Below are 12835 nucleotides of genomic sequence, written 5' to 3'. Positions count from 1 at the left end.
TTTATCCTTACTTCAAATATTTATAACTTAAAATTTAAATATATCTTCACAAATTTGATTTAAAGTTGCATCTAAAGGAGCAGTTTCACAACTTCTAGCCCAATCTAAATTACCATGCGTTAAATTTGGTGTAGGCGTCAAAGTCGTTGTTAGACCTGATAAGGCACCTTTTCCTGTCAATTTGATAACTCCATCAATAACAGAAATCGACATAACATAATTAGTTGTTTTCGTTAAAGGGATACCATAATTTCCATTATTACAATTGGCTACATTACCTTGTTCAATAGCACAAATTTCAACAGCTGTTTTATAAGATATCATTGTCTGTAACATATCGGTCATCGCAGCTTTTTTTACATATCCTTGATAAGCTGGCAGTCCAATTGCAGTTAAAATAGCGATTACTACAATAGCAATCATAAGTTCAAATAAAGTAAATCCCGATTGGTTCATTATGAATGACTCCTAAAAATTAAATTATTTTTTAACATGCATAACTTTATAGCTTTTCAAAAAAATGGAATAATAACGGGTTGTAGTATTGGAAAATTGAATAACGAAAGACGTTTACGTTTTTATCTAATTTTCAAATTATTGCGAAGTGTATCGCATAAATCAGCAATTTATTTGTGGGAGTTAAAATGTCTTTAAACATCGTTAATGGTTGGTTGCAAGGTGTTAAACAAATCAAATCACCATTTTATAATGAAAGACCAAACGACATACCAATTTCATTACTAGTGATTCATAATATAAGTTTACCGCCAAATCAATATGGTGGTCCGTATGTAGAACAATTATTTACAGGTAAACTTGATCCGAATTTAGATCCCTATTTTGCGAAAATATATCAATTACAGGTATCTAGTCATATATTTATACGTCGTGATGGTGAGATTATTCAATTTGTTCCATTCGATAAACGAGCTTGGCATGCAGGGATATCATATTTTGAGGGTCGTGAAAATTGTAATGACTTTTCAATAGGAATAGAGATGGAGGGTTGTGACAGTGATAAATTCACAGAAGTTCAATACCAACAACTTGTGAATGTGACCTTATTATTAAAACAAAATTACTTTATTAAAGATATCGTTGGTCATAGTGATATAGCCCCAGAAAGGAAAACAGATCCAGGCCCGAACTTTGATTGGTTATATTATCGATATCTACTAGCAAAAAAAACACAAACTAACGCAATAATCAATCAACTGGAACTTATCAAACAAGAGCTACAAGCAGTGCGTTTATGGCAAACCATGCCGCCTCATCCTGATTCATTTTTAAGCAAAGAACCCTTTGCAGTTGATACCATGCAAGCGCATGAATGGTTACAATGGATTTTTATTCCCCGAATACAAGCAATAATCGATGCAAATTCAGACATCCCAATGTTTGCCTTACGTCCATATTTTGAAGAAGCTTTAAAAGAACATGAACACAATGTTAGCCAACTAATCAATTTACTTGAAGAATTAGATCAGTTATCAAAATTAGAAAATAATTTAGAGTCCATAAAATAAACTTTTATGTTCTATACTAACGTTATAGATTAATCATTTGAATAAATTACTGCGCTGTAAACGCAGTAATTTAGAAGAAAATATCACTTATTCATTTTTCGACGATATTCATTCACCGCTTTCTGATGATTACTGTAGTTAGATGAAAAGGTATGCCCACCCGTTCCATTAGCTACAAAAAACAGATAATCTGTATTGGCAGGGTGCGCTGCCGCCTCTAATGAAGCCAAGCTAGGCATAGCAATAGGCGTTGGGGGCAATCCTTGAATCACGTAAGTATTATAAGGATTATTAGTATCAGTTATATCAATACGCCTAATCTTTCCTGTATATTTATCGCCTAAACCATAAATAATCGTCGGATCAGTTTGTAACTTCATTTTAGCTCTCAATCGATTAACGAAAACAGAGGCGACATTGGCTCGTTCAGAACTTAAGCTAGTCTCTTTTTCTATTATTGAAGCAATTATTAGCAATTCATAAGGTGTATTATAGGGTAAATCCTTATCACGGTTATCCCAAACCTTCTGTAAATTACTCTTCATCGTAAGGTGAGCACGTTTCAATAAATTAATATCGGAAGTCTCTGCCGTATAAAGATAGGTGTTTGGTGATAACCAACCCTCAAGTGAACCTTCTATGCCTAATATTTGCGCAATTTCTTCATTCGATTTATCTTTGAGAGTTTGCGTTATATAAGGTGAATTTCTTATTACCTTCAACCAATCTTTGGCTCGTTTACCTTCAACAAACTTAATTGAAAAATTATTTTCTTTTCCTGACACGAGCAATTTTAAAAAATCGGCTACTGTCATATGCGGATGTAATTGATAGGTACCTGCTTTAATGGAACTTAATTTAGGATCTAACTTATACAAATAAGGAAGTAAATAAACCTGCTCTAATAAATTAGATTGTTTAACTTGTTCAATTAACTGATTTAAAGACGTCCCTTTTTTTAAAATGAATATTTCATTTTGATTGGTAACATTAATTTGTTGTTTTGAAAATTGATGCAAGAAGTAGTAACCAATTGAAACTGAACCAACAACAACTAAAATCATTGTGAAAAAAGTGTATAAAAGAATTTTTTTAATCATAACCTATTTATCTATATAATGAATTTTTGCCCGTTCCGTAAGGCGTGTTAATAACTCGTAAGCACTAATCCCCGTGTGCTTTGCAATTTCTTCAACAGGAAGCTGCGCTCCCCAAAAAATAACTTCATCTCCAGGTTTTTCAAGTGAATCAATACCTAAATCAACCACAATCATATCCATTGAGACTCGACCAACAATAGGGACTCGTCGACCATTAACTAGCACTGGTGTATTTTCAGGAATATTCCGAGGATATCCATCACCATAACCCATTGCAACAACGCCAAGTTTTGTTTCTTTTTTACTTTTCCATATTTGACCATATCCGACTGCTTCACCTTTTTTGTGTTTCCTTATCGTAATTAATTCTGATTTAAAAGTCATTGCTGGCGTTAGTTCTTCAACGGCATGTTCGAAAGGAGAAACACCATATAATGCAATACCGGCACGAATTATATCTCGATGAGAGTCAGGCCATGCCAGTAGTCCACCTGATGCGGCAATGGAATATTTATTCAGATAGGATTTGTCAGGAATTAAATTAATGAATTGGTCAAATAACGCATTTTGTTTGATTGTCTGTTCTGAATCAAGTTCATCGGCACTGCTAAAGTGGCTAATAAGATTAACCGATTTACGTACAACAGGACATTGAGTTAATCGAATAAATTCTGCTAGTGCTTCATCCATTTGAAACCCTAAGCGATGCATACCGGTATCGATTTTGAACCATGCAGTAATTTGATTATTTAATTTAATATCTAATAATTTATCAATCTGCCAACTTGAATGAACAACAGGCTGTAAATTAAAATCAATTAAATCGTTAATGTCATCATGAGGAAAAAATCCCTCTAATAAAACAATTGGTGTATTAATTCCTTTATTCCTTAGTCTTATTGCTTCAGAGATACGTGCAACACCAAAATAATCCACTTTATCCTGTAGTAATTCAGATACACCTTCAAGACCATGACCATATGCATTGGCTTTAACAGTCGCCATCAGAGCACTATTAGTTGATTTTTTTCTAAAAAATTCAATATTATCTGTAATAGCCCGACGATTCACTTCAACTACGACAATAGACATCTATTCTAGCCTAATCAATATAAAGGAAAGTATTGTAATTTCTGTTCGATAGAATCACAAATAAAAAATAAAAATTTTAGAAAAATAATAACATGAAAAATAGCTATTATTAATTTGCTAATCCTGTAATTAAGCAATATTAGCTTCTTTAGCTTATTTTCAATTGCCTCAGATATTGGTATTATCATGAATAATAGTCGTATAAATAATTCGAATCGTTAAAGGATATTAGATGATTGATTATGATGCATTCCCTGAACAACGCCAATCTTTTATCCGGCAGCTTCTGAATGAAAAAGGGCGTGTTGTCAGTGCTGATTTAGTTAAATTGTTAGGAGTCTCAGAACATACGATTCGTCGAGATTTACAAAAACTCGCCCGTGACGGTGTTTGCAAGCGTGTATATGGTGGAGCAGTTAGCCATTTAAAACAGTCAGCCACATTTGAAACTCGTGTTAATCAAAGTGTAGACGAAAAATCTTCGGTAGCAATAAAATGTGCAAAATTAATCAAAGATAATTCCTGCATTTTTATTGATACTGGCTCGACCTATTTAGCAATGGCGAGCTATATCCCACAAAATTTGACATTAACGATTGTCACCAATTCTCCTCAAATTGCTTCGGTCTTAAGTAGTCGAACCAATGGCGAGCTCATTTTATTAGGTGGCAAAGTCAATCCGTTAACGGGGGGAACAATGGGCGCTGATACCGTTAATCAAATCCGAAATATGGTCTTTGATCAAACCTTTATTGGCGTTTGTGGACTTGACCCGCATGCAGGGTTAAGCGCAGTTTATTATGATGATGCCTGCTTCAAAAAAGAGGTCATTGCTCAAAGTAATGAGGTTATAGCCGCAGTGATTGCCGACAAAATGCAACAAGTTGCACGTTATAAAGTTGCCGCTTGTGAAGATATAGATATCATTATCGCTAGTCGAGATAGCAAAATTGAGGGCTTTGAAGGTTTTAATCTCAAAATAGAAATCGCTTAATAGATTCAGCTGTCATCAACTGAATCTGAGCATGCCATCATTTGCTTTGTAATTCAATTAGTTGCTTTATCGTATTCAGTACCGCACTATCATCATTAAAACCGGTGATAAATTTTGCGACAGCTTTGGTTTCTTCAAATGCATTACGCATAGCAAAACTGTATTCCGCTTGTTCAAGTAATTCTATGTCGTTGTAACCATCACCAAATGCCATGGTTTCATGATAACTTACCTTAAGTAGCTGCTGTAATTTTTTGATAGTATTTCCTTTATGAACATCATGCTGAGTGATATCAATCCATGCAGCTTCAGACACCACAATATAAGCTTGGTTTTCAAAAGGGGTTAAATGCTGTCGAGTTTGTAAACATTGCCCTTTTTCATCATATACAGTGATTTTGATAAAGTCATCACCGATAAGAGAAAGATCATCCACTTCAATTATGGTTGCATAAGAACCACGAACTTTAGCTTTTAATCGTTCAGGTAAATGGGCTTTGATAACGGCTCCTTGAGCAGTACAAGCAATGATAATGTGCTCTTGACTAACTTGTTCCAAGGTTTTTATTATGCGCTGTCCTAATTCGTTAGGTATGAATGAGCGATAAATAAATTCGCCATTATGTTTTATGGTGGTTGCGCTATCACCAACTATCCAAATTTTATCGCTGTAATCACCAAATAGCTCTTCAACCCGTTCACATTGTTTACCGGTACAAGCCATAAAATGGATACCCTGTTCTGCCATTTGTTCATACACTTTAGCAAATAGCTGGCGATCATAATCACCCTGATTGTTTAAAAAAGTACCGTCTAAATCACTGATAATTAGCTTAATCATATCAACTCTCCTTGCAATTTATCTTTATGATAAAAGTCTTGGTGTGATAGATTATGATCTATTGTGATGTATTGTGCAATATTTTATGTATTTATTAGTGCTCGATAAATTCAGTTCAATAATGAACCGCTAACATTTTCTCTGAAAAAGAGTACTGTTTTTTACACTTTTAGCCAGCATATAGAAACTAAAAAGCTATCAATATTATGAAAAAAAATGAAGTAATCAGAGTTAGAAGTGTAAACAGAATAAAAACAATGAAACAGTTAATTGATACGTTTAGTACAGATAAAATATATCAAATTTAACATTGCGTTGATTTTTTAATAACAATTCATGATAGAATATTTTGCTTTTAGGTAAAAAATACATCGGCTAATTAGGAGACATAGCATTATGTTATTCAGCTAAATCATTTAAAATCTGTGGCTGAATATCTGTACGAAAAAACATAATAGCCTTAATTAACATAATTGATATCTCTTACGAAATTATCTCCTTTTGTACACTCGAGTAGTTCTACCAAATTTAGTCGAACTACTACTTTCACATGATACTCTAACTAACTTGAATTTAGTTTCAATTTCTTGTTCATAAAATGCATCAATAAATTGCCTGAAATTTAAAAAATTTTGTTCTTTTTCATTATCAAAAAAAGAGGATTTTCTAACTTCCATAAGAAAATGTTTTTTGTCTAAATTAGGAGTAGATGCTACGATTTCCAAACTAAATTGAACCTGATTAATACAACTAATAGTGATAGAATGAATTTTTTCTATTAAAAATTTATTTCTTCCTTGTTCAAAAAAAGTAAGTATCATTTCATATTCATCAAAGTAGACCTCTATAACTTTTTCTTTTAAAACCGACCCATTATAATATCCTGAAAATCGATAACAGTGGCCCATATCTATCCTTATTAAACATTAAGTTCTTTTTCTTATATCATTGACAATTTTATTTCGTCAAAAGAATTAGCTACTTTCTCACATATTCAACTGCTACTGAATGTTCTCCAAACATTAATTCAGTAATTGTTGCCTTGTGGACAAGGTCGAGTTGCGGTTCAATCACATTCTTAATAAATTCGTCAAAAAAAGTGACAAAGCAAATATAGTTTTCCTTTGAATTTGAAATGTTTTGCATTCTTTTGGCAGCAGAAAACCTAATTTTAATGTCTTTCCGTTTTGTAGGATCATAAACACACAATTGAAATGATTGTTGTCTTAATTCTTGATAAGCTTTATCTTTTAACACTGAAAATGATTTAATGTGTTGAAAAGAGAATTCAATTTGAGGCTTTTTATCCGATGAAAATATTAAACTGTGCTCATTAAAACTTATGGTGAGGTATTCAAATTGGTGTAATCGTGAAAAACAAAAACAACCTAAACAAATTAAAAATACAATTAAAAAAACTAAGTACCATAAGCTAGGGATATAATTTAATAACATGAAGATACCGACAATACAAAGACTAACAAATAATAATATCAAACTTATTATTATAAATTCCATCAGCTTATTATCATCGACGAGTTTAACATAAAATTGAGATTTGCAATTCATTTTAATTATTTCTTATTGTTAAACCAAAGATAGTACATGTTAGATCAAAACAATATATAATTGGTTAATATTGCTAATATGCTCCATAAAAAATTTACGATTTAATCATCAATTTTACGATGATTTTCGCATAATAACTTCTTCTTATGAAAAGTATAACTTACTTCCCTTTCATACACCAAATTAAATTCGTTTTCAATTACACTTTTATGAAAGTTATTGATAACGTTATGAAAAATAATAAAATTACTTTATCTATCTAACTCAGCAACGATACTTTTATTAGCTACAAATTCTGATTTAGGATCTTTTAAATAAATATGTTAATAACAAACTCGATACGAATTATCTTTTGCATTAACGAATCAATACTAAAAATAGCAAAAGATCGATTTTTTATTTTTCTGGATTACAAACAATAGTACACAAATAAGATGGGGATAAATATTGCTGCCCAAATTAGTAGTAACGGTTATTTAGGGAATATTTATTTATCAAAATCACTAGATGAAATTTTATAATTATTAATACCAATTATATTTTGGAAATACTAAATCTTTTAGCTAATAATTCTTCATTATTTTAGACGATAACTTGCATTAGGTAGGATAAATTAATCGGAAAGCACATTGATTTTTTTATAAATTACAAATCCAAATACTCAACTACAAAAAAACCGACCATTAAGGTCGGTTTATTTGTTGATTACTGTTTAGCTTCGATATTATCACCCACTAAATCCAAATGAATGGTTTTACCTGGTACTAATTTACCGGACAATATTTGTTGTGCTAATGGGTTTTCAATTTCTTGTTGAATAGCGCGTTTTAACGGTCTTGCACCATAAATTGGATCGAAACCAACTTTAGCAAGATGTTCTAACGCTGCATCAGAAATATCCATTTCATAACCTCGTTCATCTAAGCGTTTTTCAACATGTGCCAATTGAATTCTAGCAATCGCTTTGATGTTTTCTTGACCTAGTGGATGGAAGACCACCGTTTCATCAATACGGTTGATAAATTCAGGTCTGAAATGTTTAGTTACCACAGTCATAACTAATGCTTTCATTTCGTCATAACTAAGCTCAACTTGTCCTTGAATTAAGTCTGAACCCAAGTTAGATGTCATGATGATAACCGTATTGCGGAAATCAACTGTACGACCTTGTCCGTCAGTTAAGCGACCATCATCTAAGACTTGTAATAAAATATTAAAGACATCCGGATGCGCTTTTTCCACTTCATCCAGTAAAATTACTGAATAAGGTCGACGTCGTACGGCTTCGGTTAAATATCCGCCCTCTTCATAACCAACATAACCAGGAGGCGCACCAATTAAGCGAGCAACGGAATGTTTTTCCATGAATTCAGACATATCAATCCGTACCATGGCATCTTCACTATCAAACATAAAGTTTGCCAATGCTTTACAAAGTTCGGTTTTACCCACACCTGTTGGACCTAAGAATAAGAAAGACCCAATCGGTTTATTCGGATCAGAAAGACCGGCACGGCTACGACGAATAGCATTTGCAACAGCGACAACAGCTTCATCTTGCCCAATAACACGTTTATGTAAAGCGTCTTCCATGTGTAGTAATTTATCTTTTTCGCTTTCAAGCATTCTCGAAACAGGAATACCCGTCGCTTTCGATAATACTTCGGCAATCTCATTATCGGTCACTTTGTTACGCAATAATTTCATGGTTTTACCTTCTAATTGCGTGGCCGCAGCGAGTTTCTTTTCAAGTTCCGGAATTTTGCCATATTGCAATTCCGACATCTTGTTTAAATCCCCTGCTCGACGAGCTTGTTCTATCTCAGTGCGAGCTTTTTCCAACTCTGCTTTGATATTCTGAGTGCCCGAAAGTGCAGCTTTCTCTGATTTCCACTCTTCTTCAAGTGACGCATAATCCTTTTCTTTTTCAGCAAGTTCATTATTTAACATCTCAAGTCGTTTTTTACTGGCATCATCCGACTCTTTTTTAAGCGCTTGTTGCTCAAGTTTAAGTTGAATGATACGTCTTTCAAGACGATCTAATGATTCTGGTTTAGAATCCATTTGCATACGAATACTCGATGCAGCTTCGTCAATCAAGTCAATGGCTTTATCTGGCAACATACGATCTGAAATATAACGATGCGATAAGGTTGCCGCAGCCACAATGGCTGGATCGGTAATTTGAACATGATGATGCAATTCATAACGCTCTTTCAAACCACGCAAAATGGCAATGGTGTCTTCAACAGTCGGTTCAGCCACATAAACTTTTTGAAAACGACGTTCCAATGCAGGATCTTTTTCAATATATTGACGATATTCGTCAAGTGTTGTTGCCCCAACGCAGTGTAATTCACCACGAGCTAAAGCTGGTTTTAACATGTTTCCGGCATCCATAGCACCATCGCCTTTACCGGCACCGACCATGGTATGAATTTCGTCGATAAACAGAATGATACGACCTTCTTCTTTAGCGATGTCTTTAAGGACAGCTTTCAAACGCTCTTCGAACTCACCACGATATTTAGCACCAGCGATTAAGGCGCCCATATCCAAGGATAAGACACGTTTATTACGTAATCCCTCGGGAACTTCACGATTCACAATACGTTGTGCTAATCCTTCAACAATCGCAGTTTTACCCACACCCGGTTCACCAATTAACACAGGGTTATTTTTGGTACGACGTTGTAACACTTGTATCGTACGGCGGATCTCTTCATCACGTCCAATAACCGGATCGAGTTTACCTTGTTCTGCACGCTGTGTTAAATCAATAGTATACTTTTTCAACGCACCACGTTGATCTTCTGCATTTGGATCATTCACGTTATCGCTTCCTCTTAATTGATTGACTGCTTGAAGAAATTTGTCTTTAGTGACACCCGAATTTTTTAGGATATCGCCAAGGCTCCCTTTTTCGTCTAATGCGGCTAATATAAATAGCTCAGAAGAGATATAACTATCCCCATTTTTTTGAGATAACTTATCGCATAGATTTAAAACTTTGATTAAATCTTGAGAAGGGATAACTTCGCCACCGACACCCTGCACTTGAGGCAGTCGTTCAATTGATTGATTTAATTCTTGTTGTAAAATGGTATTATTTGCTCCAGCAGCAGCCAATAATGGTTTAACACTACTACCTTCTTGATTAAGCATTGCTGAGAGTACATGGATAGGCTCTATATACTGATTATCTTTACCTAATGCTAAAGACTGCGCATCAGCTAAAGCTTGTTGAAATTTGTTTGTGAGTTTATCTAACCTCATATTATCTATCTCCTTAGCAATAAATTTGGCATAAATGATTAAACACTTATTCCATTTGCATAATGACTAAATGAGTGTGGAAGGAAAAATTTCAAGAGCTTGTCAAGAATTTTTTTACAGATAATAAAAATTGACTAACGTGAAACATTTTAGACCTAAAAATGATAAATTTAAATATATTTACAATCGCATCCTAAATAAGATATCCGGTTTCAGATAATAATTGAAAGGTGACAAATAACTTGATATCTATTATATTAACCGCTTTCTTCTGTTAGGTTAACTAACCGTGGTTCGTGATCCATCCCACGAAAAAAAACTAGGAATGTAAAATGTTCAAAATTGCCAAAGAGTTCCAATTTGATGCTTGTCACATGTTAGACGGGCATAACAAAAAATGTCATAACCTGCATGGTCATACTTACCGTTTAGTCGTCGAAATTAGTGGTGAACTCATTAATAAGGGTTCCAGCGAAGATATGGTAATGGATTACGCTGATCTCAAATCCATTGTAAAAAAACATATTATTGATCCGCTCGATCATGCTTATCTTTACCACCAAAACAATGTTAATGAATGCCGTATTGCTACCTTATTGCAAGAAATGGATCGAAAAACATTTGCTTTTCCGTGTCGAACAACCGCAGAAGGGATGAGTCAATACATTTTTGATTGTTTATCGAACTATTTACCCATATCCAAGATTAAACTGTGGGAAACCCCAAGCTCATACTGCGAGTATCAACGGAGTTAACTATGCTTGAGTTTCGTATTGTTGAAATCTTCGAATCACTGCAAGGCGAAGGTTATAATACCGGTATGCCCGCCATTTTTATTCGCTTGGCAGGTTGTAATCTAAATTGTTGTTGGTGTGATACTAATTTTCGCCAATATACCCGTTTCACATTAGATCAACTTCTCGACAAAGTGAAGCAGTATAAAAGCAAAAATATCATTATCACGGGTGGCGAGCCAACCTTAGTTAAAGATCTATCTAAATTACTCTTACCCCTTAAACAAGCGGGTTATTTTATAGCTATTGAAAGTAATGGTTTAGGCAAAGTCGACGCTTTAATTGACTATATCGCTCTCAGTCCAAAGTTTTGCTATCAATCACGTTATCAAAAAATAGTCCAGTCTATTGCTAATGAAGTGAGAATCGTTGCTGAAAATCATCCTGACTTCATTTTGTTTTGCCAATATATTGAACAAAATATTCAAGCTAAACGCTATTACTTATCGCCATGTGAAAAAAATGGCGAGTTTAATATGCATGAGACTATCACATTACTTGGACAAATTAATCAAAATCGTATTGAAAATAAATGGTTACTGAATATTCAAACGCATAAATTAGCAAATATAGAGTAGATGAATTTTCTTTATAAATCATCAGTTGGTTTAACTATTTTATTTTCACAAGATTGTTTTTCTTTTGAAGTACATTTTCTTATAAACTCATCGCTTGAAACGAGGCAATAATTTTCTAAGTATTGAAATTTTTGTTGTTTTTTCATTAAAAAATACATTTTATTTAATGTAATAGATGTCGAATCTTTAGTAAGATCATCACAAGTTTTAGTACTTGTTGCTATTTTTTTATCATTATCAAAATCAAAGATATATCCTTCTAAATTGGCATCAACAAATTTTTCTGATGATTTATCATAAAGATAATATTTATGTGGCACATTTACACCACTGGTTTCACCATCAGCTAGTGATAAATCATCTTTGATACCATCGAAATCAAAATCCCCTATGCTAAGTGCAGAAAAAGTATAAAAACGATAGCCTTTAGAGTTAAGAATTGTCTGATATAACTCGCCATTTTTTTTACTATAAATATTAATTCCTTTAATTCTAATATCATCTTTTTTCTTTTTGGATATTAGAACTTTAAAGTAAAAATTATCTGTTGAATCAACCTGTAGAAATTCAATATTATCAAATTCGACATTGTTGAATAAAGATTGAGCCTGATTTTGTATATTTTTATCTTCATCGTCCCAAACTACGTTATATTCAAATTTCTTTTCTAACGTAAACTCACCAAATTCGGTTGAATAACCTTTTAGTATTTTATTTTCAGAATTAGCTTTATTCTCATTGAAATCAAAATTTTTAATCAATATTGAATTAACATCACCTTCCGAATCACCCGAATATTCTTTAAAAATATAATTATTCCCTTTTTTTTCTGGTAAACCAAGTTGCTTTATTTTGAAGGTTTTATCATCAATATAACGAATATTAAAGGTCGAATCAGGAATAGCATAGATATAGAATTCTACTTTTCTATCTCCTATATTCCCTGTATAAACTCGATATATTGCTTGGGCGAGTTGAGGTATAAGTAGAAAAATGACTAAAAAAAATTTAAAAAATTTCATTGCTAAATTTCCTTATTTTTAATTATTTTCATATTATTATAAT

Annotated in this window: 12 protein-coding genes and 1 riboswitch; of the genes, 4 read left to right on the top strand and 8 right to left on the bottom strand. The window is 33.1% G+C overall.

Features of this window, described 5'->3' with window-relative positions:
* Window positions 1-27 precede the first annotated feature (27 nt).
* Window positions 28-456: a prepilin peptidase-dependent pilin gene (ppdD, locus tag ACKJXD_RS04475; protein ID WP_255556843.1), complete on the bottom strand. Its 429-nt coding sequence runs from the start codon at window positions 454-456 to the stop codon at window positions 28-30.
* A gap of 188 nt (window positions 457-644) precedes the next feature.
* Here ppdD and ampD point away from each other — a divergent pair, with 188 nt between their 5' ends.
* Window positions 645-1526: a 1,6-anhydro-N-acetylmuramyl-L-alanine amidase AmpD gene (gene ampD, locus ACKJXD_RS04470; RefSeq protein WP_430875654.1), complete on the top strand. Its 882-nt coding sequence runs from the start codon at window positions 645-647 to the stop codon at window positions 1524-1526.
* Window positions 1527-1609: 83 nt separating this feature from the next.
* Here the strand turns inward: ampD and mltG are convergent, their stop codons facing one another.
* Both mltG and alr read right to left on the bottom strand, forming a co-directional pair.
* Window positions 1610-2626: an endolytic transglycosylase MltG gene (gene mltG / locus ACKJXD_RS04465; protein WP_220216867.1), complete on the bottom strand. Its 1017-nt coding sequence runs from the start codon at window positions 2624-2626 to the stop codon at window positions 1610-1612.
* Window positions 2627-2629: 3 nt separating this feature from the next.
* Window positions 2630-3718: an alanine racemase gene (alr, locus tag ACKJXD_RS04460; protein ID WP_294828900.1), complete on the bottom strand. Its 1089-nt coding sequence runs from the start codon at window positions 3716-3718 to the stop codon at window positions 2630-2632.
* Between the two features lie 232 nt (window positions 3719-3950).
* Here alr and ACKJXD_RS04455 point away from each other — a divergent pair, with 232 nt between their 5' ends.
* Complete coding sequence (locus ACKJXD_RS04455) at window positions 3951-4712, top strand: DeoR/GlpR family DNA-binding transcription regulator (protein WP_430875653.1); 762 nt, start codon at window positions 3951-3953, stop codon at window positions 4710-4712.
* Between the two features lie 37 nt (window positions 4713-4749).
* Here ACKJXD_RS04455 and ACKJXD_RS04450 read toward each other — a convergent pair whose 3' ends face one another.
* From ACKJXD_RS04450 to clpB, 4 genes are all read right to left on the bottom strand, one after another.
* Window positions 4750-5553, bottom strand: coding sequence for a Cof-type HAD-IIB family hydrolase (locus tag ACKJXD_RS04450; protein WP_430875652.1), 804 nt, complete (start codon window positions 5551-5553; stop codon window positions 4750-4752).
* Window positions 5554-6044: 491 nt separating this feature from the next.
* Window positions 6045-6461: a hypothetical protein gene (locus ACKJXD_RS04445; RefSeq protein WP_294828908.1), complete on the bottom strand. Its 417-nt coding sequence runs from the start codon at window positions 6459-6461 to the stop codon at window positions 6045-6047.
* Between the two features lie 70 nt (window positions 6462-6531).
* The gene (locus tag ACKJXD_RS04440; RefSeq protein WP_430875651.1) at window positions 6532-7008 is read right to left on the bottom strand and encodes a hypothetical protein; all 477 of its coding nucleotides are present in this window, start codon (window positions 7006-7008) and stop codon (window positions 6532-6534) included.
* 819 nt (window positions 7009-7827) lie between these two features.
* Window positions 7828-10398: an ATP-dependent chaperone ClpB gene (gene clpB, locus ACKJXD_RS04435; RefSeq protein WP_430875650.1), complete on the bottom strand. Its 2571-nt coding sequence runs from the start codon at window positions 10396-10398 to the stop codon at window positions 7828-7830.
* A 283-nt stretch (window positions 10399-10681) separates the two neighbouring features.
* Window positions 10682-10727: riboswitch (PreQ1 riboswitch) on the top strand.
* 3 nt (window positions 10728-10730) lie between these two features.
* Between clpB and queD the strand changes: the two genes are divergently transcribed.
* Window positions 10731-11153: a 6-carboxytetrahydropterin synthase QueD gene (gene queD, locus ACKJXD_RS04430; RefSeq protein ID WP_065559312.1), complete on the top strand. Its 423-nt coding sequence runs from the start codon at window positions 10731-10733 to the stop codon at window positions 11151-11153.
* A 2-nt stretch (window positions 11154-11155) separates the two neighbouring features.
* A complete protein-coding gene (locus tag ACKJXD_RS04425) occupies window positions 11156-11770 on the top strand; it encodes a 7-carboxy-7-deazaguanine synthase QueE (protein ID WP_430875649.1) in 615 nt (204 codons plus the stop codon).
* An 11-nt stretch (window positions 11771-11781) separates the two neighbouring features.
* Here ACKJXD_RS04425 and ACKJXD_RS04420 read toward each other — a convergent pair whose 3' ends face one another.
* Window positions 11782-12792, bottom strand: coding sequence for a hypothetical protein (locus ACKJXD_RS04420; RefSeq protein WP_220216859.1), 1011 nt, complete (start codon window positions 12790-12792; stop codon window positions 11782-11784).
* Between the last annotated feature and the right edge of the window lie 43 nt (window positions 12793-12835).

Source organism: Gilliamella sp. G0441, assembly GCF_050589305.1.
In the GTDB taxonomy this organism is placed as follows: domain Bacteria; phylum Pseudomonadota; class Gammaproteobacteria; order Enterobacterales; family Orbaceae; genus Gilliamella.
The sequence above is the reverse complement of the archived record's forward strand: the minus strand, read 5'-3'. Positions and strand labels throughout refer to the sequence as shown.